The organism is Streptomyces sp. NPDC056373 (assembly GCF_042262425.1).
Lineage (GTDB): Bacteria > Actinomycetota > Actinomycetes > Streptomycetales > Streptomycetaceae > Streptomyces.
Window position 1 is genome coordinate 217,711 of the sequence record NZ_JBHJPX010000001.1, and the last position, 20,419, is coordinate 238,129.

16 protein-coding genes are annotated in these 20,419 nt (G+C 69.9%); 8 read left to right on the forward strand and 8 right to left on the reverse strand.

Annotation, left to right across the window (positions count from 1 at the left end; translation table 11 throughout):
• Positions 1 to 128: 128 nt before the first annotated feature.
• From ACFCXS_RS01040 to ACFCXS_RS01060, 5 genes are all read right to left on the reverse strand, one after another.
• On the reverse strand, positions 129 to 2,531 hold the full coding sequence (locus tag ACFCXS_RS01040) for a galactose oxidase-like domain-containing protein (RefSeq protein WP_376640668.1): 2,403 nt from the start codon (positions 2,529 to 2,531) through the stop codon (positions 129 to 131).
• Positions 2,528 to 3,727, reverse strand: a complete 1,200-nt coding sequence (locus ACFCXS_RS01045) for a glycosyltransferase (protein ID WP_376640670.1) — start codon at positions 3,725 to 3,727, stop codon at positions 2,528 to 2,530. The genes ACFCXS_RS01040 and ACFCXS_RS01045 overlap by 4 nt, the downstream gene beginning before the upstream one ends.
• Positions 3,724 to 5,373 (reverse strand): ArnT family glycosyltransferase, encoded by a 1,650-nt coding sequence (locus tag ACFCXS_RS01050; RefSeq protein ID WP_376640672.1) that lies wholly within the window; start codon positions 5,371 to 5,373, stop codon positions 3,724 to 3,726. Before ACFCXS_RS01050 ends, ACFCXS_RS01045 begins: the two co-directional genes overlap by 4 nt.
• Positions 5,370 to 6,653, reverse strand: a complete 1,284-nt coding sequence (locus ACFCXS_RS01055) for a glycosyltransferase (RefSeq protein ID WP_376640674.1) — start codon at positions 6,651 to 6,653, stop codon at positions 5,370 to 5,372. The genes ACFCXS_RS01050 and ACFCXS_RS01055 overlap by 4 nt, the downstream gene beginning before the upstream one ends.
• Before the next feature lie 146 nt (positions 6,654 to 6,799).
• Entirely contained in the window at positions 6,800 to 8,830 is a 2,031-nt protein-coding gene (locus tag ACFCXS_RS01060; protein ID WP_376640676.1) for a thioredoxin domain-containing protein, read from the reverse strand.
• Positions 8,831 to 9,026: 196 nt separating this feature from the next.
• On the opposite strand from ACFCXS_RS01060, the gene ACFCXS_RS01065 reads away from it, so the two are divergent.
• The 5 genes from ACFCXS_RS01065 (at position 9,027) to ACFCXS_RS01085 (ending at position 14,349) form a co-directional block, all read left to right on the forward strand.
• On the forward strand, positions 9,027 to 9,593 hold the full coding sequence (locus tag ACFCXS_RS01065; protein WP_376640679.1) for a Uma2 family endonuclease: 567 nt from the start codon (positions 9,027 to 9,029) through the stop codon (positions 9,591 to 9,593).
• A 312-nt stretch (positions 9,594 to 9,905) separates the two neighbouring features.
• Positions 9,906 to 10,649, forward strand: a complete 744-nt coding sequence (locus ACFCXS_RS01070) for an NUDIX domain-containing protein (RefSeq protein ID WP_376640681.1) — start codon at positions 9,906 to 9,908, stop codon at positions 10,647 to 10,649.
• On the forward strand, positions 10,650 to 11,813 hold the full coding sequence (locus ACFCXS_RS01075; RefSeq protein ID WP_376640683.1) for a purine phosphorylase: 1,164 nt from the start codon (positions 10,650 to 10,652) through the stop codon (positions 11,811 to 11,813).
• Entirely contained in the window at positions 11,810 to 13,789 is a 1,980-nt protein-coding gene (locus ACFCXS_RS01080) for a hypothetical protein (RefSeq protein WP_376640685.1), read from the forward strand. The genes ACFCXS_RS01075 and ACFCXS_RS01080 overlap by 4 nt, the downstream gene beginning before the upstream one ends.
• A gap of 26 nt (positions 13,790 to 13,815) precedes the next feature.
• Positions 13,816 to 14,349 carry a hypothetical protein gene (locus ACFCXS_RS01085; RefSeq protein WP_376640687.1) on the forward strand — a complete coding sequence of 178 codons (534 nt, stop codon included), beginning with the start codon at positions 13,816 to 13,818 and terminating at the stop codon, positions 14,347 to 14,349.
• On the opposite strand, the gene ACFCXS_RS01090 is transcribed toward ACFCXS_RS01085, so the two are convergent.
• Entirely contained in the window at positions 14,329 to 14,586 is a 258-nt protein-coding gene (locus ACFCXS_RS01090) for a DUF255 domain-containing protein (protein ID WP_376640689.1), read from the reverse strand. The genes ACFCXS_RS01085 and ACFCXS_RS01090 overlap by 21 nt on opposite strands.
• Before the next feature lie 29 nt (positions 14,587 to 14,615).
• Between ACFCXS_RS01090 and ACFCXS_RS01095 the strand changes: the two genes are divergently transcribed.
• Positions 14,616 to 17,816 (forward strand): tetratricopeptide repeat protein, encoded by a 3,201-nt coding sequence (locus ACFCXS_RS01095; RefSeq protein WP_376640691.1) that lies wholly within the window; start codon positions 14,616 to 14,618, stop codon positions 17,814 to 17,816.
• Positions 17,817 to 17,994: 178 nt separating this feature from the next.
• Here ACFCXS_RS01095 and ACFCXS_RS01100 read toward each other — a convergent pair whose 3' ends face one another.
• On the reverse strand, positions 17,995 to 18,288 hold the full coding sequence (locus ACFCXS_RS01100) for a hypothetical protein (protein WP_376640694.1): 294 nt from the start codon (positions 18,286 to 18,288) through the stop codon (positions 17,995 to 17,997).
• On the reverse strand, positions 18,281 to 19,162 hold the full coding sequence (gene mca / locus ACFCXS_RS01105) for a mycothiol conjugate amidase Mca (RefSeq protein WP_376640696.1): 882 nt from the start codon (positions 19,160 to 19,162) through the stop codon (positions 18,281 to 18,283). The genes ACFCXS_RS01100 and mca overlap by 8 nt, the downstream gene beginning before the upstream one ends.
• 147 nt (positions 19,163 to 19,309) lie before the next feature.
• Between mca and ACFCXS_RS01110 the strand changes: the two genes are divergently transcribed.
• Positions 19,310 to 19,708 carry a DUF4307 domain-containing protein gene (locus tag ACFCXS_RS01110; protein WP_376640698.1) on the forward strand — a complete coding sequence of 133 codons (399 nt, stop codon included), beginning with the start codon at positions 19,310 to 19,312 and terminating at the stop codon, positions 19,706 to 19,708.
• A 179-nt stretch (positions 19,709 to 19,887) separates the two neighbouring features.
• Positions 19,888 to 20,385, forward strand: a complete 498-nt coding sequence (greA, locus tag ACFCXS_RS01115) for a transcription elongation factor GreA (protein ID WP_053675429.1) — start codon at positions 19,888 to 19,890, stop codon at positions 20,383 to 20,385.
• Positions 20,386 to 20,419 lie beyond the last annotated feature (34 nt).

A 20,419-nucleotide genomic window follows, 5' to 3' on the forward strand; every position in this document is an offset into this window, starting at 1 on the left:
GGGGGCGGGGGGGGGGGGGGGGGGGGGGGCTGCCCCCGCGGCGCGGGGCGGGCGTCGCCGGCGGGGGGCCCCGGCCCCCCCGCCGGCGGCGCCCGGCCCCCCCACGGCCCTGAGAGGGCGTGCCGCCCCTAGCGCCTGGTCAGGTCTCCCTTGCCGCAGGCGGTTCCGTCCCTGTTCCTGTCCAGGCCCAGGGGGTCGTCCTTGCCGTTGATCCTCAGGCGGCCGTAGTCGTTCTTCTCGAGCCACTCGCAGCGGGCCGCCGCCGTCTTCCTCACCTGTGCCGGGAAGTCCGTCGGCACGCAGACGTTGATCGAGCCGTAGTGGCGGTCGCAGCCGGAGATCGTCGGGCTGACCTTCTGGGAGGCCCGTTTCCTGCCGGGCTCGACCACCTTGCCCGTGGGCGCGTCCGCGAAGTCGTGGACGTGGGCCGAGGCGTCGGTCGCCGTGAGCGCCTGCGGCCCCTGGAGGTGCACCCACTCGGCCACCGACGGCACCCCGTTCGCGTCGACCGCGAAGAGCATGTACCAGCCGGGCGGGGCCAGGTTCGGGTTGCTCGTGACGTTCAGGTCGACGTTGTCGCCGTCGACGGACAGCGGCAGGTCCACGAACCGCTGGTTCGGGTCCGAGGAGTGCGTCACGGCCGCCGGGCGGATCAGCTCGGCCTTGGCGATGGGCCGGTCGACGGTGATCCGCTGGGTGTCGCCGTAGTTCCACCGGTTGTCGATGACGGAAGTGATCGCCGGACGCGGGCCCTTGAACAGGTAGGGCGGGCTGTACACCGACACGTCGTGGTTCCACGTGCCGTTGCCCGGGTTGTCGCCGGTCGTCATCACACGGCCGTCGGGGAGCAGGAACGCCGAGGAGTGGTAGCCGCGCGACTCGGGGTCGACGGCGACCGGGTCGAAGGTCTCCGACGCGGGGTCGAAGATCGACGTCTCGTACACCGGGTCCGCGCGGTTGTGCAGCGCGCCGCCCGTCTCCAGCACCTTGCCGTCGGGCATGAGCACCGCGGAGACGTACATCTTGCCCTGGTTCCCGGTCTGCGGGACCGGGCCGTTGCCGAGGTCGACGGTGCCCTGCGGGATCGGCGGGCCGGCGACGTACGCCGGGTTCGGCTGCTTGAGGTCGATGATGTCGGTCAGGCGGTTCGCGTCCGGGTTGGAGTCGATGTTGCCGCCGCCGAGGGTGAGGACCTTCTGGTCCTGCGCCGGGGGCAGCAGCACGCTCGCCGACTGGTCACGCTCGTCCTTGTTCCGCAGGCCGGGCACCTGGGTGGTGGTGTTGGCGCCGTAGTCGTAGATCGCCGAGCCCGTGCCCGGGATGTTGTTGCCGAAGACGTGGCTGCCCGAGTAGAAGAGGCGGCCGTCCTGCATGAGGATCATCGACGGGTACAGGCCCCAGTACGACCAGGTCTGGTTGACCTTCCACAGCGGCTGCCACTGCTGCTCGGCCTGGGAGAACAGCTCGGCGGTGACCGATCCGGTGGAGTCCTCGCGCAGCCCGCCGAAGGAGATGACGTCGCCGTTGCCGAGGATCGTCGCCGACGGGTACCAGTGGCCGTCGTTCATGTCGTTGGTCCTGGAGTAGGTCTCGGTCTCCGGGTCGAAGATGTAGGAGTCCTTGAAGCCCTCGTAGCCGTGCCCGCCGGGCACCGGGTAGGCCTTGTTGCCGCTCATCACCAGCACGCGCCCGTCCTGCAGCTGCACGTGGCCGGAGCAGAACATGTCCTTCGGGGTGGGGATGACCTTGTAGGTGCCCTTCCGCGGGTCGTACACGGCCGAGGTGAAGGTGCCTGCCTTGAACAGCGACTCGTCGTTTCCGGAGCCCGCGATCAGCAGCACCTTGCCGTTGTGCAGGACCACGGAGTGCATCGAACGCACCGGGTTCTGCGTGGGCAGCACGTCCCACCTGCCGTTCGCGCACTGTTCGGCGGTGCCGGTGCACCGCGGCGGCAGGACCGGGTCGGGCACCTGGTCCATCGTGTAGTCGTCGGTGGTGGCGGAGCCGGTGCCGTAGACGGAGACGCCCCAGGTGATGCGGTCGGTACCGGCCGGGACCTCGGGGGTGCGGACGGTGGCCTCGGTCCAGGTCCCGGCCATGTCCAGCGTCTTGAGGTCGGTCCAGTACTGCCAGCCGGCCGTGGTGTCGTGCCGGAAGAGGGTGATCGCCGCGTCCGGGGTCGTCGTCTTGTACCAGAGGCCGAGGTCGTACTGCTTGCCCGCCGTCACCACCGGCGCGCACGCGGCGGACTCGGTGATCAGCGCCTTGCGGTCGCCGTCGACCCGGCGGGTCAGCTCGACCTTCATCGCCTTGGAGCCGGAGTGCGCGTCGGTCGTGGTGGTGAAGGCGAAGTCGTTGTCGCCCCAGCCCGACTTCTCCCAGCAGTAGGGCATGCCGTCGCCGCCGGCGGTCTCGAAGCCGGGGTTCTTGACGAGGTTGGCGGCGGAGGCGGGCTGCGGTGCGGTCAGGAGCAGCCCCGAGGTGAGGGCTGCCACGGACAGGAGCGCGGTCGTTCTGCGACGAGGTCTCACACGGCTCTCCTTGCTGTACGGCCGTCGCGCGCGGGCTTCTCCCGGCCCCGGCGCGGCAGGTAGACCAGCGCTTCGGTCCCGGCGAAGCGCAGGACGAACGTCGTCACCAGCGCGAGCGCGGTGGCCGACAGCACGCCCAGGTGGAACTGGTGCACGAACAGGGCGATCAGCGGGATGCGCAGCACCAGATCGGCGTTGGCGAGCAGCGCGAACCGCCCGGCCCGGTCCCACCAGCGCCGGTGCCGGCGCCGCTCGCGGAACAGCAGGTGCTCGATGAGCAGGAAGTTCCAGGCGACGCCGAGCTGGTTGGCGAGGATCTCCGCCGGTACGTAGTGCATGCCGAGGACGGTCAGTGCCCACAGGCCGACCAGGTTCGGCAGGAAGCCGGTCAGCCCGATCAGGCCGAACCCGGCCATGCGCGCGACCGGGGAGGCGGTGCGCAGCCCGGCCAGGTGCCGCAGGAAGCGGAAGCCTTCCTGCGCGGTCGACTTGGACTCCCCGGCGAACCGGTCCTGGAAGACGAAGGGCACCTCGGTGACCGTGCGCGGGCGGCTGCGGACGGCGAGTTCCAGGAGGATCTTGTAGCCGAGCGGCTGGAGGACCTCCGCCGTGACCGCGCTGCGGCGGATCGCGAAGAAGCCGCTCATCGGGTCGCTGATGCCGTGCAGCCGGCGCGGGAACAGCGCCTTGGTCAGCCAGGTCGCCCCGCGCGAGACGAACACGCGGTAGCTGCCCGCGAGTCCGGCCCGGCTGCCGCCCTTGATGTACCGGGAGGCGACGACCAGCCCGGCGTTCGCCCGCTCGCCGGTGGCGACCAGGTCGGGCACGAGGGACGGCGGGTGCTGGCAGTCGCCGTCCATGACGACGATCCAGTCGGACGTGGCGGCCTTCAGCCCCTCGACGACCGCGCCGCCGAGCCCGCCCACCGGCTCCTCGCGGTGCAGCACGGTCACCGGGAACGGGCAGTCCTGCGCCGCCTTCTCGATGACCGCGGGCGTGTCGTCGGTGGAATCGTCCACGAAGAGGACCTCGCAGGGCAGCCGGGCCGGGACGGCCTCGGTGATCTGGTGCAGCAACTGCCGTACGTTCGCCGACTCGTTGAAGGTCGGTACGACGATGGTGACGGCGCCCGGCTCGGGGACCTCGGTCGTCTCCGTCTCGACGATCTCACCGGGGACGGTGTACTCCTGGCTCATCGCGCGCCTCCGGCGGACGTCTGGATCTGGCGGATCTCGATGCGGTCCTCGCCGGTGCCGAAGGTGGCGACCGGGTGGGAGTGCTCCATGGCGGCCTTGACGTTGGGCAGGTCGTCCGCGTCCCGTCGTACGGTCGGAGAGGCGACGACGTAGTCGAGGTCCTTCCAGCCGTGCGGCATCGTCTTCGTCACCGCCGGGTCGAGGTCGGCCTTGTAGAACCAGATGACGCCCAGGCCCGGCCGGTAGCCCTGGTGCACCAGGTCCAGCCAGAGCGCGTCGTCGACCAGCACCCGGGTGCGCTCCGGGTCCTCGACCTCCGTGGCCAGCCACGTGGAAGCGGCCTGGTAGGGGGCGTTGGCGTCGGTGGTGACGGCCGTACGGGCACCGTCGTACCAGTGCGGGACGACGTAGGCGCCGGCGGCCAGCGCGAGGACGCCGGCGAGCGCGTACCGGCCCGCGCTGACGTACCGTTTCTCCGCCTCGGAGCGCCAGCGGCTCAGCACCCCGTGGGCGACGCTGGCGGTTCCGCCGGCGAGGACCAGCGCGAGGAACGGCAGGGCCTGGATGACGTACATCGCGGGCAGGTAGCCGTTGGGGCGCAGGGCCAGCGCGGCGAAGATCGCCACGGCCAGGGCCGGTCCGGCCAGGGCGCGGGCGGTGACCGACCAGCGCCAGGTGACGAGCAGCAGCAGGGCGCCCGCGAGGCCGCCGAGGGGCAGGATCCGGTCGTAGTAGAGCCACGACTGGAGCACGCCCCAGGAGCCGGAGCCCTGGTCGAGGATGAAGCCCGAACCGGGTCTGGTCATCTGGTACTTGACGCCGTCCCAGAGGGACACGTGCCCGGCGCCCGGCAGCAACTCGCCCTTGAGCAGGGCGAACAGGGGGTACGCGAAGCCGATCAGGGCGCAGGCGGTGACGGCTCCGGTGAGGGCGAACTTGCGGGTGTCCTTGTGGCTGTGGCGCCACATGGTGAGGAACAGGGCGGGCAGGACGACGAGCATCGTCTCCTTGGTGAGCACGGCCGTGGCGGCGGCGATGCCCGCTCCGAAGTGGTGCCAGAGGTGACGGCTCGGGGAGGCGGCCAGGGTGAAGCCCAGCAGCGTCCACATCACCGCGAGGTTGTCGAGGAAGATCTCCCGCTGGAGGACGACCGACAGCGGGGAGAGCCCGAAGAACACCATGCCCAGCGCGGCGGACCAGCGCGGCAGCGCCAGGCGCCGGCCCAGCACGTAGACCAGGACCGCGCTGATGCCGCTGATCACCAGCATCGCGGCGCGCATGGTGCCCACCGTCATCGACTCGGGGCTGATCAGTGCGGGGATCCAGGTCAGCAGGGCGATCTGGATCCAGCCGAGCGGCGGATGGTCGTACCAGTAGGTGTAGTGGGCGAGTCCGTCGCCCTGCTGGACCGACCAGGCCTGGGCGAGATAGGTGCCCTCGTCGTCGCTGAGGGCCGGGTAGTCGCCGATGTTCCAGCCCTGCACGACGAGGATCGCCACGAGGAGGAGACCGCACAGGAGCAGGTCGGGCCGGGAGGAGCGCAGCCGGCGCGGGGGCTCCACCCGGCGGTGCGCACCGGTGCGGGGCGCGGGCCGGCGCTGCGCGGGGACCTCGGCAGTGGCCGCCGCGGGAAGGGTGGAGGTCACGCGGGAACGTCCTCTCGGGTCGCGTCCTGCCGGGTCACGGCGCTCTCGCCGAGGTGCGCGCCGACATGGGTCGTCAACTCCCAGTCGTTGCGGCCGCGTTGCTCACGCCACACGGCCCGCACGGCCGCACCGGCGAGCAGGACCTGGTAGAAGGGGCCGCCCAGGACCAGCTTCAGGTAGTGCGCGAAGCGGACGCGCAGCCCGTACTGCCTGCCGAAGTCGTGCAGTCCGACGATCTCGAAGACGAAGGTGACCAGGGCGGTGACGGCCGGCAGGAAGGTGATGAAGGCGATGCCGACGGGCACGTCCAGGAACAGGGCGATCGCCACGTTGAGCGGGATGATCAGACCGGTGAAGGCCTGCATGAACGGGGTCATCAGGGTGTAGCGGGCGAGGAGGCGCTGCCCGAGGGTGGGCAGTTGCTTCCAGTCCTTCTTCCGGTACACCTGCAGGAAGCCCTGGTTCCAGCGGGTGCGCTGTTTGAGCAGGGACATCAGCGAGCCGGGGGTCTCCTCCCGGGTCACCATGTCGGAGTCGTAGGCGACGACGACCTTCTTGCCGACGCTGGACAGACGCACGCCCAGGTCGCAGTCCTCGGCGAGGCAGTTCGGGTCCCAGCCGCCGGCTTGTGAGAGGACGTCCGTGCGGACGAAGACCGTGTTTCCGCCGAGCGGAATGAAACCTTTCTGCGCATGCAGATGAAGCCGCGAGCGGAACCAGAAGAAATACTCCAGACAGTTGCGCAGGCTGTACCAGCTGGAGTGGAAGTTGATCAGCTGCACCCCGCCCTGCACGACGTCCGCGCCGGTGGTGAGGAAGGCGTGGTCGACGTGGGCGAGGAGCTCGGGGTGGACCTGGTCCTCCGCGTCGAAGACCCCGACGACGTCACCGCGGCAGTGCGGCAGCGCCGTGTTCATGGCCTTCGGCTTGTTCTTCTTCTCGTGCGTGTCGACCACGACCCGCACCCGAGGGTCACGCGCGGCGGCCGTCTCGGCCACCGCGGTGGTCTCCGGGTCGTCGTGCCCGACGATCACGATGATCTCGAAGTCGGTGTGGCTCGACTCCAGCAGCCGCTGGATCGTGTGGTCCAGCACCGCCTGTTCGTGCCGGGCGGGCAGCAGCAGCGAGAAGGAGACGTGCTCGTCCCCCTCCGGACTGCTGAACCGCGTGGAGGCGAGCACTTCCGGCGTACGCCAGGCGTGCATCTGCCACCACAGGGTGAACGCCGCCATCCAGAACAGGGCAAGCGAAACGGCAGCGATGAAGACAGACGTCAGCAAGCAGATCCCCCCAGATCCCAGAACCCCCGGTCGTGACGGTGGGCCGGTGGGGCCTCGTCCGCCACGTCACTGTGCAGAGATTAGGGGGGAACTGTGAAGCCTGGGGGTTGTTCAGATAAAGAGCATGTTTCCGTTGATACGTGACTTCAGCCACTCAAGACCGTACTGAGCCGGTCGGGCTCGGTCGTCGGGGCGTCGCATGTGAAGTTACGGCAGACGTACGCGGCCGGTTCACCGCCGACCAGCGGACGGTCCGCGAGCAGGGGAAACTCCTCGCCTCCCGCAATCCCCACCGCGACCACCGCACCGGGCGCGGTGCCCAGGAGCGCCGTGCGGTGCAGGGCCCTCGTCCCCTCGTCGTCGAGGGCCGGACCCACGATCGCGACCTCGCGCGGCCCGTCCAGCACCGCCTCCGCCGCGGCCAGCCCCCAGCCGATGAAACGCGGCACCCGCGGCCCGAGCGCCTTCACGACACCGAGCGCCCTCTCGGCGGCGGTGCGGTGAGGCTCGGATCCCGTGTGCGCGGCATAACTCAGCAGGGCGTTCGCCGCCGCGGTCCAGCCGGACGGGGCCGCGTTGTCGGTCGGGTCCTGCGGACGGCGGATCAACCGCTCGGCGTCGGCGGCCGTGTCGTACAGCGCACCCGACTCGGCATCGGTGAAACGGACCAGGACGTGATCGAGGAGGAACCCGGCGAACTCCAGCCAGACGCCCTCCCCGGTGACGGACGCCAGCGCGAGGAAGCCCTCCGCCACATCCGCGTAGTCCTCCAGGACACCCGCGTTGGCGCCGGCGTGGCCGTCCTTGCTGGTGCGGGTGAGCCGGGCCTGCTCGTCCAGATGCAGCCGGACGAGGAGATCGGCAGCGGCGACGGCGGCCTCGACCAGGTCGGGCCGGTCGAAGTAGGCGCCGGTCTCGGCGAGCGCGGCGATCGCGAGGCCGTTCCAGGCGGCGACGACCTTGTCGTCCCGGCCGGGCGCGGGCCGCCCGGACCGCGCCGCCAGCAGTCGCTCCCGGACGGAGGCGACCTTCGCCGCGTCGACGAAGGCGTCCCGCACGGGCAGTTGCAGAACGGACGCGCCCTCCTCGAACGTGCCCTCCTCGGTCACCCCGAAGTGCTGGGCCGCCAGCTCGGCGTCCTGCTCGCCGAGCACCTCCCGCAACTGCTCGGGCGTCCACACGTAGTACGCGCCCTCGACGTGCCGCCCCGTCCCGTCGTCGCTGTCGGCGTCCAGCGCGGAGGCGAACCCGCCCTCGTTCGTGCGCAGTTCACGCACCATGAAGTCGGCGGTCTCCAGGGCGACGCGCCGCGCGAGCTCCGAGCCGGTGGAGCGCCAGAGGTGGGCGTACACCCGGCACAGCAGGGCGTTGTCGTACAGCATCTTCTCGAAGTGCGGCACGACCCAGTCGCGGTCGACGGAGTAGCGGGCGAAGCCGCCCCCGAGCTGGTCGTACATCCCGCCCCGGGCCATCCGCTCGCAGGTGTCCTGCGCCATCTGCAGGGCGCCCTCGGCGCCGGTCCGGGCATGGTGCCTCAGCAGGAACTCCAGCACCATGGACGGCGGGAACTTCGGCGCCCCGCCGAACCCGCCGCGCTGCGGGTCGTACTCCCGGGTGAGCCCGAGCAGCGCCTGCGCGAGCTCCTCCTCGCCGGGGGTCTGCGCGTCGCCGTAGGAGATCTCCCGCCCGGCCAGATCCCGGACGATCTTCCCGGCGACCTCGTTCACCTCGTCCCGCCGCTCGTCCCACGCCTGGTGCACGCCCTGGAGCACCTGCCGGAAGGAGGGCATGCCCTGGCGGGGAGCGGGCGGGAAGTAGGTACCGAAGTAGAACGGCTCGGCGTCCGGGGTGAGGAAGACGGTCATGGGCCAGCCGCCCTGCCCGGTCGCCGCCTGCACGGCCTCCATGTAGACGGCGTCGACGTCGGGGCGCTCTTCGCGGTCGACCTTCACGCTCACGTAGTGCGCGTTGAGGTACTCGGCGGTCTCCTGGTCCTCGAAGGACTCGTGGGCCATCACGTGACACCAGTGACACGCGGAGTATCCGACCGACAGCAGAACGGGTACACCGCGCCGTTTCGCTTCCTCGAACGCCTCGGGTCCCCACGGCCACCAGTCGACCGGATTGTCAGCGTGCTGAAGCAGATAAGGCGAGGTCACACCAGCCAGCCGGTTCATGAGATCCAGCCTCTCACAACGTCCGGCGCGACCGACGAAGCCTTCACGTGATCGCTCGGCTCAGCCGATTTGCACGTGTGGGCCATCTCGTGGCGGCCGGCTCATGCCTCCTTCGAACCGGCTGCCCGACCCCGCGGAACAGTAGGCTGGGCCCAGCAGCCCCGGACCTGCCAAGTCTCCTCGAAGGAGGTACACCATGAGCGCCGAGATGGTGGTGCCCGCGTGGATGCATGCGCAGATCAGCGCGGAGCAGTACGACTCCTGGTCCGAGGAGCAGTGCGCCGACATCGAGATCGTTGACGGGATGGTCGTCGTGAGCCCGAGCGCCTCCAAGCGGCACAACCGGCTGGCGCGACTCCTGGCCAATGCCCTGGACGCAGCTGCAGGCCCGGACTGGAACGCGGACACCGACTTCGACGTCCGCCTGCACGACGTTCCGCTCACCAACCGCCGCCCTGACGTCATCGTCTACCGGGCAGAGACCATCGACCTCACACCCACCCGCCCCGAGCACGTGCTGCTGGTCATCGAGGTCGTGTCGCCCGGTTCGGAAACCACCGACCAGATCGTGAAGGTGGACCAGTACGCCAAGGCCGGCATCCCCTTCTACTGGCGGGTCGAACAGGCCGCCACCGGAGTCCCGATCGTCTACACCTACATCCTCGACCCCGCCACCAAGGCTTACAGGGACGGGGAGATGTACACCGGCACGGTGAGGGCCACCGCACCCTTCTCCGTCACGGTCGATCTTGGGGACACGTAAGGACCAAGAGGGCCTTCTGTCGACACCCGAGTAGCACCGACGGAAGAGCTTCTAACGGGGCAGCTCCTCACGCAACGTGCCAAGTTCAGCATCTGGTCGCTGTTCATTGCCCCGAACGCCCTTCGGCTGCCCCGCTCTGCCATTGATTCCACCAGCACCGCCAGTCGCGCGCCGTCGCGGGCGGGTGCAAATCGACATGTTCGACCACCAGCCGACCGGCCGGGCGCACCATAACCCCGGCATCGAGCGGTGGGGCGACCTCCACAAACCCCTTCTTGTGCATGTGACAGTAACTGAAGTACCTTGCCTCGCATGCAAGATGAGACATGGTCACCGCCTGCTGTCCTGCTGACGGTCGATCTCGTGATCTTGACGCTGCGCGAGAGCCGTCTGCATGTCCTCTTGGTGGAGCGGGGCGAGGATCCCTTCCGGGGCATGCTCGCGCTACCCGGAGGGTTCCTCAGCCACGACGGCGAGGAGATCCTGGACGCCGCCCACCGCGAACTACGTGAGGAAACGGCGCTGACCTCCGGCTCGGTGCACCTTGAGCAGCTGGCCGTGTACGGAAACTCGGGTCGCGATCCGCGGGGCCGAGTCGTCTCCGTAGCTCACCTGGCGATCGCACCGGGGCTGCCCGACCCTGTCGCGGGGACGGACGCCACCGACGCCGCGTGGATTCCCGCACAAGCCGTTCTGTCCGGCGAGGCTGCCCTCGCCTTCGACCACCGCCGAATCGCCGCGGACGCGATCGAACGCGCGCGCACCAAGATCGAATTCTCGGCGCTGGCGACTGCGTTCTGCGGGGAGAGCTTCACCATCGCAGAGCTTCAGCAGGTGTACGAGGCCGTCTGGGGCACCCCACTCGACACCCGCAATTTCTATCGAAAGGTCCAAGCCGCGAAGGGATTCATCGTCCCCGCCGGCACGGACCGCAGGACCACGGGAGGACGGCCCGCACGCCTGTACCGGGCCGGCCCGAACACCGCGCTGTTCCCACCGCTGATCCGACCCGCGCCATCTGCGACGGAAGAGAACACGAGAGGGGAAGAGGAGTAGATGCCGAAAGGCCCGGTGGTGATTCTCACCGCCCTCAATCTTGAATATCAGTCCGTGCGACAGAGGCTGACAGATCTTCAGGTGCATCGCCATGAGCGCGGTACCCGGTTCGAAGTGGGCACCGTACGCGGCACATCGTGCCGCGTAGCGCTCGGCCTGACGAACAAGGGGAACCATTCCGCCGCTGTGATCGCAGAACGCGCGATCCAGGAGTTCTCGCCAGTGGCCGTAGTGTTCGCCGGCGTCGCCGGCGCCCTGTGGGACGCCACCAGGCTGGGTGACGTGGTGATGGCGTCACACGTGTACGCGTACCACGGCGGTACCAGCGAGGACGACGGACTCAAAGCCCGCCCCCGAGCGTGGGAAGCGCCGCACGGCATCAGTCAGGTCGCCTCGCACCTGGCCCGTCTGGACGACTGGGCCGACCCCACAGCCGGTCACGAGGATGGACCGCAGGTACGTTTCGGAGCGATCGCCGCCGGCGAGATCGTCCAGAACTCGCGGCTCTCGGCCGAGGCGAAATGGATCCGACAGCACTACAACGACGCACTCGCCATCGAGATGGAGGCGGCCGGTGTGGCCCAGGCCGGCCATCTCAGCGGAGCGCCGGTGGCCATCGTCCGGGGGATCAGCGACCGGGCGGACGGCACAAAGAACAGCTCAGAGGACCGCCACTGGCAGCCGCGGGCCGCGGCGAACGCTGCCGCGTTCGCCATCCGATTGGCAGTGGAACTGATGCGTGAGCAGGAGGAGGCCGCGATGCCCCAGGATGGCAGGGCCCCTTCGGCCGACCGGTTTGACCGGAACGTCAGCAACACCGTCCATAACAGCACCGTCGGCATCATGGCCAGCTCAGTCACGGGCAGCAGTGTCCACGTGAATGCGGCCCCGAAAGTATCCGGCCCGACGGACCTGATCACGGAACTGAACAGCTTCCGCGATCAGCTGGGGTGGCATCGCACCGAAGGCGCCCTCGACGAGGACAGCTACCGGGAGGCCCTGACCGATCTGGACTCCGCCCTCCGGTCGGCCGTGGAGCGCACCCCTGAATCGTCGAAACGGACGGTCATGACGCTCAAGAGGCTGCGTGGACTGGTCGCGGAGTGCCCCGCACTAGTGGCCACGTTGGCTCCCCTGGTTGCCGCAGCTGGTGACCTGGCATGAGCGACAACGGCGGTGCCTCATACAGCTCGGCCGCGTACAACTCCACCATTGGAATCCAGGCCGAGACCGTACACGACTCCAACATCTACATCGTCCACCCGGACGCCTCGCCACAGGAGAGGTATCGGGTCGGCGTGCAGCTCCTGGAGGACGGCGTCCCCAGCCGAGCCCGAGAAATGATCACTGATGTGATCGCCCGCGGCCACGACACCGCCGAGGTTCGATTCCATTGGGTGCTCGCCATGCTCAGCGCACGCACCCACCACGACCTGAGCACCGAAGAGGTCCAGCGGCTGCGCTACACCTCCAGGCTCGTACAGACCTACCCCGAGGACGAGTGGAAGGAAGCCCTGCGCGTCACTTTCGACCTGTTGGCGGTACTCAGCACCACCGGCAGCGAGACCGGCCCCGTGCTGAAGCAGCTACAGGGCCTGCCGCCCCGCCAGCACGACGCGATCCTCCGCCACCTCGACCTCATGCTCACCGGAGGGCTGAAGGACGGCCTGTGGGCTGAGACCCTCGAACAGGCCCATGCAGAACGCTTCGGCAATGACCGGGGCCAACGGGTATGGGCCTACTTCACCCCCACCCCGATCGGGGCGCGGGCCCTTCCGCCGCGCCCGAGCACTGCTGACGCAGCCAAGGCGGCCCTCCCTGTCCGGGCTGCCCTGTTCGTCGTCAGCAGTGCGCTTCTTTGGGGCCTGGCACTGATCGCGAATCCGGCCCGGGCGATCGTCGAGTTACCGGTGGCGCTCGGCGCGGGCCTGACTGCGGCCCGCTTCGGCGTCCAGTGGTGGGGCCGGACGCCCAAGCCGGGTCTCGCGGCCGGAGCCCGCGTCCCGCACCCGCGCGACCCCGACTCCGCCGAGGACGGGTTCACCAAGCGCGTCCGCCATTCATTCGATCACTACTTCAGCGTTCGCAGGCCGCACGGGTTCACCTCGGACGCCTGGCTCGCCCACACGGCGCAGATCCGCAGCAGTCTCGCCGCCGAGATCGCGGACCTCTATCGGGAGAGCCGGATTGGTGTGGAGCGGGTCGACTGGCTGATCCGGTACCTCGCCGAGAACGCCCGAGATCGCTACAACAACGGCACCTTGTTCGATCAGCACCGCCAGGACCCAACTCCGGGCAGGACGAAGGCTCTGACCATTGCGGCCCTCGCGGTTCTCGGTGCAGCGGCCCTGTCCGTGTTCGGCACGGCAGCCTCCGGGGGCGCCCAACCACAAGCACTATGGGCGTTCCTGGCCGTGCTCGGTGCGGCCTGGTCGGGGCACGCGACCGCTTACAGATGGCTGGAGGTACGGCGTGAAGAGCACCGGCTGGCCCGGGAGGCTCAGGAGTACACGGAGAATTTGACCGCACGACAGATCGCCTACCAGCGCTGGCAGTCGTTCCTGGACGCCACGCGCCCCAGCGAACTTGAGATGGAGACCTGGCTCGCTTGCGACAAGTCGACGTTCATCGATGAGGCACTCCGGCACCACCGGCTCACCTGGCGCGACCTGATCACCCACACCATCCTGGTAGCCCCGGCTCCTTCGTACAAACGAGGCAGGGTCCGAGGCGGCCCATGGCGGTACTCGCACTACGTCTTCCGCCTGTTCCTGTTCACCCAGGACGGTATCCGCGAAATCAGTGCCGAGTTCAAATTCTCCGACGCGACGCGCAGGAATGAGCAGCGGAGCAACTACCGATTCGACGCACTGACCTCCGTACAAGTGACGGAGAACGACAACGGCTACGACCTGGAGCTCATCCTCACCAACGGACCGGCAAGGAAGATGCGCGTCAAGGACGCCGACGCCCATCAACTGGCACCGACCGAGGATTCCCAGGAAATCTCCGAGATCAACCTCAGCGCGGCCGGCACCACCCACACCTTCCGCCTCCTGGAAGGGATAGCGGCGGACGGGAAGAACTGGCTCGAACGGCACAGCCCCGACAGTCTGGCGCCCTTCCAGATCGCCGGCTGATCCTCGACTCGAGCATAGGAGTTCCTGTGACCTGCACGGATGACGTCAGCGAGGGCAAGATCCTGCTGGCCGAGTACGACCGGCTCAAGGAGGAACAGAAAACCCGAATAGGGTTTCGCGACAATCTGCTCTACTTCACACTCGCCGCAGCCACTGCGGTCGTGGCGATCACCGCGCAGAGCGGACAGTCCCGGCTGTTGCTCTCCGTCCCCGCGATCTGTCTGATCCTGGGCTGGACCTACCTGGCCAACGACGAGAAGATCTCGGCGATCGGCTGCTACGTCCGCGACGGGCTAGGACCGCGCCTGGGGCAACTGGCCTGTGCCGACGGCGCAGTGTTCGGCTGGGAGGTCTACCACCGCAACGTTTCGGGCCGCGCCCTGCGCAAGCGGCTGCAGACTGCGGTGGACCTGTTCACGTACCTGGTCCTGCCCCTGGTCTGCACGACCGCATTCTGGTGCTCTCCCGCCGTTCAGCCCCTTCTCGTGCTCGCTTCTCTCGTGCAGACGCTCGCCCTGGCCGTACTGGGCTGGCAGTTCCTACGTCGTACGGAGAGGTAGCGCCGGGCCCCGGAAGGCACGCGAACGACGCCTCCGGCCCCAGCTGCTGTATCCGACGCCGAGCAGCACCAGCGCGTTCCGCTTGCGGGCCTCCTCGAAGGCCTCGGACGACCAGGGCCACCAGTCGACGGGGGTTGTCGGCGTGCTGAAGGAGGTAGGGGAGCGTCTCACCGGAGGGCAAACGTTGATCGTCGCCCCCTCGCGCTCGCGCCTCGCACCAAGGACACTCGTAGGCACAGGAGTTGTGGCCGGAGGGGGACCTTGACATGCGGGACGGTCATCGGGCCGAGGCCGAGCGGCTGTTGGGGCGGGCCGTGGAGGAGGAGGTGCGGCGCTCGGGCGGCCGTACCGACGGGAAGGTGCTGCTCGCGCGGGCGCGCGGGGCGCTCGATGTGATGGCGCGGAGCGCCTCCGAGGAGTACGAGGCCTACACCCGAGCGCTGGACGAGGCGGCGGCCGGTCAGCTGACCTTCGGGCAGCGCTACGCCCGGGAGGGCGCCGGGACGCCGCTGCTGGTGGCCGGAGTCGCGGCGGTCGCGGCCGTGGTCGCGGACATGGCCATGGGCACGGGGACCGGGACCGCTCTCGGGGCCGGTGTGACGGTGGGTGTCGTGGCGGCGGCGGCGACGGTGGTGAAGGTCGTCGGGTCGCACGTGCCGGCCGCGAGTCGTCGCGCCGGGGCCGTGAGCCAGCCGGGCGGGCCCGAACAGCTGCGGCTGCAGTGGCTGACGGCGCTGGAGGTGCGGGGCATCCGGCCGTTCCTGGACCAGCAGCGGGTGCTCGCGGCCTCGACCGGGCCGAAGAAGACGGGCGGCCCGCGGCTGCGGGGCGCGGACAAGAGCGCTGCGGCGCGCGGTCGCAACGTGCTGGAGCAGTCCTTCGGGCAGCTCCCGGAACCGGTGGAGCCGTTCGCCGGGCGGCGGCAGGAGCTGGCGCAGATCCGGCAGTGGGTGCAGGCGGCCCGCGCGAGCACGGAGACGCAGCCGACCGTGGTGGTGCTGCACGGCACGCCCGGCAGCGGCCGTACGACGCTCGCGGTGCACGCCACGCACGACCTGAAGGACTACTTCCGCGGCGCCTGCGTCGTCGACCTGCGCGCCGAGGGGCCGGCCGGGGCCCCGCTGTCCACCCGTGACGCCCTGCTGCACCTGCTGAACCGGCTCGGCGCGCCCCGCGAGCAGCTGCTGTTCCGCGAGCGCTCCTCCCCCGACCAGCAGGTCAAACGGCTGAGCGAGCTGTACCACCAGCACCTGACGGGCCTGCCGGTCACCGTCGTCCTCGACGACGCCTCGGACGCGGAGCAGATCCGCGCCCTGGTCCCGGAGCGGTCCGACAGCCTGGTGCTGGTGACCGCGCGGGGCCCGCTGGAGCTGGAGGGCCTGCCCGCGCGGGTGCACCGGCTGGCGGTGGAGCCGCTGGACGCGGCCGGTGCGGAGGAACTGCTGGGCGCGGCGGCGCAGGACCGCTCCGGGCCGTACGACGCGGAGTCCGCGGAGCGGGTCCGGGAGCTGTGCGGCGGGCTGCCGCTCGCGCTGCGCATCGCGGGCTCGTGCCTCGGCCCGCGCTCCCCGCGGGCGCTGGCCACGGACCTCGACGCCTACGGGCCGGTCGAGCCGGTGGAACGCGCCCTGTGGCTGCGCTACACGGACCAGCCGGAGACCGTGCGGCGGTTGCTGCGCCGGCTGGCCCTGGCCGGGCGGGCCTCGCTGGGTGCCGCGGCGGCCGCGGCGCTGCTGGCCACCGACGAGGCGGAGGCCAAGCGCCATCTGGAGGTCCTGACCCGGGCCGGCCTGATCGACCACGTCCGGGGCGACCGCTACCGGCTTCACGACCTGGTCCGCTCCTTCGCCCAGGCCCGCCTCCTCGACGAGGAGGAGCCGGCGGAGCGTACGGCGGCGCAGGAACGGCTGATCGTGAACTACGCCGAGCTGGCCGACTCGGTGCTGCGGATGGTCGACGGCAACATGTCGACCCGCACCAACCGCTTCAGCCCGTACGGCTTCACGTCCCTCGACGAGGCGCTGCGCTGGCTGGACGACGAGTCGAGCTTCATCACGGCGGCGCTGCGGCACGCCGAGGGGGTGGACCAGGCGGCGGTGCTGAACCTGCTGGGCGCCCTGTGCGACTACTGCCTGCTGCGGGGCGACCTGTACCGGCTGGGTGAGATCAGTGAGCTGGCCCAGGCGGTGGACGAGGGCCTGCTGGTCCGCTCGGTGCAGTGGCGCACGGGTATCGCGGCGCGGCAGCTGGGCGAGCTGGACAAGGCCCGCACCACCCTCGCGTCGGTCGTGGACCTGTACCGGGAGGCGCACCACGACGCCGGCGCCGCCCGCGCACTTTGTTCCCTCGGCATCACGCTGCACCACCAGGGCAATCTGACGGAGGCGTCGGAGAAGCTCCGCGAGGCCCTGGCGCTGCAGGCCTCCCCCGAGCTGGCGACGGACCGCGCCTGGACGATGCACGCCCTGGCGGCCGTCGAGCGGGACCGCGCCCGGGTGGGCGAGGCTCTGGACCTGCTGACCGGGTCCCTGGTTCTGCACCGCGCGGGCGAGTCCGTGCACGGCCAGGCGTGGGCGCACTTCCAGCTCGGTCAGCTGGGGCTGCGCATGGGCGATGTCCCGCGTGCCGAGGCCGAGCTGCGGGCGGCCCTGGAGCTGTACGGGCGGACCCGTGACGCCCGCGGTGAGGCCTGGGCGCTGACCCAGCTGGCCCGGGCGCTGCTGGTCGCGGGGGACGCGTCCCCGGCGGTGGAGGAACTGCGCGGGGCGGCCGCGCGCCACCGCGACAACGAGGACGCGCGCGGCGAGGCCTGGACGCTGTACTACCTGGGTCAGGCCCTGGAAGAGACGGGCGACCTCGACCAGGCGGTGCGCGAGCTGGAGCGAGCCCGCACGATGTTCTCCCGGATGCGGGACGTCTACGGGCTGGCCTGCGCACGCCACCACTCGGCCCGTGTCACCCGGGACCAGCGGGCGGCCCAGACGGGCTCCCTGCGCAATTCGGGCTTCGCCCGCCAGCTGCTCGTCGACGCCCGGGCCGACTTCCAGCGCATCGGCGTCGCCCACGGCGAGGCCTGGACGTGTCTGGAGCTGGCGGTCGTGGACGCGGGCAACGCCCGCACCCAGCAGGCCCTGGCGCTGTGCGACGAGGCGGTGGAGCTCTTCGCGTCCTACGGCGACCGCCGGGGCGAGGACTGGGCCCGCTTCCTGCGCTGCACGCTCCTGCCCTACGCGGCCCCGGGTGGCATGGAGGTGGGTGCGGCGGTGGCGCAGGAGGAACTGGCGCAGCTGTCCCGCGCGGGCCACGGGCTGCGCGACGGCAAGCTGGACGACTACCTCGACGCGTACCGGCTGCTGCTGGAGCGGGGCGTCACCCTGGAGGCGGGCTGGCAGGCCTGGCGCCTCGGCATGGTGCCGAACCGGCATGCGCGGGAGGTGATGGGTGTGGCGGTGGATCCGAAGGCATAGGCCCCCGAGGGTGCGTGCGGAGGTGCCGTCACCGGCCTCCGTGGCACGCGGACACGGATACACCGGCCGCCCGGGCCGCCTGCCCGGCACGCCCCAGGCCCCCGCCCGGGTTCAGCCGGGCGGCCCGTCGGCGGCGGGTCCGGTCGGCCACCGACGGGGGCGCCCCCGGGTGGGGGCGTCAGCCCTGCTTCTTGCCGCCCTGTCCGGAAGGCTCCGCTTTCGCGGCTTCCGCTTGCGTCGGGGACGGCTCCGCCGACTCGGGCTGTTCGGCCTCGGGGTCCGGGGCCTGGGCGAAGTCGACCCGGTTCATGTGCCGGCTCATGGACTTCATCAGGGCCCACACCGCCAGGGCCATCGCCGCGAAGACGATGAAGCCGAGGACGCCGGGGGTGACCTTGTCCTCGTCGACCTCCTTGGCGAAGGAGACGAGGTGCGTCATTGCCAGGCTTGCGCTTGCGCTCATGTCAGGCATTGTCGCGGATGCCCGCAAAGAGGTCGTCCTCGGGGAGGGAGGTATCGACGAGGGCCTTCGCCAGCTCGTACTCCTCCGTCGGCCAGACCTCCTTCTGGATCTCCATGGGCACCTTGAACCAGCCGCCGTCCGGGTCGATCTGCGTGGCGTGGGCGATGAGCGCCTTGTCGCGGATCTCGTAGAACTCGGCGCACGGGATGTGCGTGGTGAGGGTGCGCTGCTTCATGCCGAACTCTTCCCAGCGCTTGAGCCAGTCCCCGTAGGGGGACTCCATGCCGCGGTCGAGCATCGCCTGGTGCAGGGCCTCGGTGCGCGGGCGGTTGAAGCCCTGGTTGTAGTAGAGCTTCTGCGGCTGGTAGGCGGGGCCGTACTCGGCCTCCGGGTACTTCTCGGTGTCCGCGGCCGACTCGAACGCCACCATGGTGATCTTGTGGGTCATGATGTGGTCGGGGTGCGGGTAGCCGCCGTTCTCGTCGTAGGTGGTGATCACCTGAGGACGGAAGGCGCGGATCTTGCGCACCAGCTCACCGGCCGCGTGGTCCACGTCCTCCAGGGCGAAGCAGCCCTCCGGCAGCGGCGGCAGCGGGTCGCCCTCGGGCAGGCCCGAGTCGACGAAGCCGAGCCACTCCTGCTTGACGCCCAGGATCTCCCGGGCCTCGTCCATCTCCTTCTGGCGTACCTCGTGGATGTGCTCCTCGATGTACGCGTCGCCCTGGAGCTTCGGATTGAGGATGGAGCCGCGTTCCCCGCCCGTGCAGGTCACGACCAGCACGTCCACCCCCTCGGACACGTACTTGGCCATGGTCGCAGCGCCCTTGCTCGACTCGTCGTCGGGGTGGGCGTGAACGGCCATCAGTCGCAACTGGTCAGTCAAGACTCAATCCTCAGTAAGTCGGCGCCCTGTGTGCGTCGGCGCAATCAGCGGCTTCTATAGTGACCGAATCGGGGGGCGAATAATTCCGGGGCCCGGTCCTGGAGCCCCTTCCGGGACCTTGATCCCGGCCCTGCCAGGAGGACGATCATGAGTTCGGCGAGCACGCGACTGCCCGAGGGCCGATACGGCCGTTCCTCGGACGAGCGCGCCGACCGCACCCTCAAGGTCGTGGGCGCCGTCCTCGCGGTGGCACTGCTGGGGCTCGTCGGCTGGTTCGGTTACCACTACGTCGCCAAGAACGAGATCAGCGCCGAGGTGATCAGCTTCGAGGCGGGCAAGAGCTCCGTGCAGGTGCATCTGGAGGTCCGCAAGGACGCCGGCACCGACGGCTACTGCACCGTGCGCTCGCAGGCCGAGAGCGGGGCCGAGGTGGGGCGGGCCGATTTCCGCTTCGACGGGGACGGGACCCGCATCGACAAGGTCGTCACGCTCCGTACCACCTCCCCGGGGACGACAGCCGAGCTGCTGGGCTGCCACGCCGGCTGACGACGGCTCGGCGTCACCTGGAATACGTAGGACCTGACCTGCATTGACGTGATTCTCGTCGCTTATGTCCTCCCCCTCGGGCCCCTGAATTGTTAGGCTCGTGGTTTCGCCCTTCCGTGAAGGAACATTCTTCTGGGTAGGGCGATGCTTTGTATTCCCAGTACCTACGAGGAGCACCTGTGACCCAGACCAGCGAGAACGTCACCTGGCTGACCCAGGAGGCGTACAACAAGCTCAAGGCTGAGCTTGAGCACCTTACTGGTCCCGCTCGGGCGGAGATCTCCGCGAAGATCGCCGCGGCGCGCGAAGAGGGCGACCTGCGTGAGAACGGCGGGTACCACGCGGCCAAGGAGGAGCAGGGCAAGCAAGAGCTCCGTGTGCGCCAGCTCACCCAGCTCCTCGAGAACGCCAAGGTCGGCGAAGCTCCCGCGGCGGACGGTGCGGTGGCGCCCGGCATGGTCGTCACGATCGCCTTCGACGGTGACGAGGACGACACGCTGACGTTCCTGCTCGCGTCCCGCGAGTACGCGAGCTCCGACATCGAGACGTACTCGCCGCAGTCCCCGCTGGGCTCCGGCGTGATCGGCCACAAGGTCGGCGAGGACGCGGAGTACGAGCTGCCGAACGGCAAGAAGGCCCTGGTGAAGATCCTCAAGGCCGAGCCGTACGAGGGCTGACCGGCCACCCGATCCCTGAAGTGCCCCCGGTGCC

Excerpts from the sequence above, each read along its gene's own strand:
- ACFCXS_RS01045 (WP_376640670.1), bottom strand. The coding sequence starts at position 3,727 with ATGAGCCAGGAGTACACCGTCCCCGGTGAGATCGTCGAGACGGAGACG.
- ACFCXS_RS01060 (WP_376640676.1), bottom strand. The coding sequence starts at position 8,830 with ATGAACCGGCTGGCTGGTGTGACCTCGCCTTATCTGCTTCAGCACGCT.
- ACFCXS_RS01065 (WP_376640679.1), top strand. The coding sequence starts at position 9,027 with ATGAGCGCCGAGATGGTGGTGCCCGCGTGGATGCATGCGCAGATCAGC.
- ACFCXS_RS01070 (WP_376640681.1), top strand. The coding sequence starts at position 9,906 with ATGCAAGATGAGACATGGTCACCGCCTGCTGTCCTGCTGACGGTCGAT.
- ACFCXS_RS01075 (WP_376640683.1), top strand. The coding sequence starts at position 10,650 with ATGCCGAAAGGCCCGGTGGTGATTCTCACCGCCCTCAATCTTGAATAT.
- ACFCXS_RS01080 (WP_376640685.1), top strand. The coding sequence starts at position 11,810 with ATGAGCGACAACGGCGGTGCCTCATACAGCTCGGCCGCGTACAACTCC.
- ACFCXS_RS01095 (WP_376640691.1), top strand. The coding sequence starts at position 14,616 with ATGCGGGACGGTCATCGGGCCGAGGCCGAGCGGCTGTTGGGGCGGGCC.
- ACFCXS_RS01100 (WP_376640694.1), bottom strand. The coding sequence starts at position 18,288 with ATGCCTGACATGAGCGCAAGCGCAAGCCTGGCAATGACGCACCTCGTC.
- ACFCXS_RS01110 (WP_376640698.1), top strand. The coding sequence starts at position 19,310 with ATGAGTTCGGCGAGCACGCGACTGCCCGAGGGCCGATACGGCCGTTCC.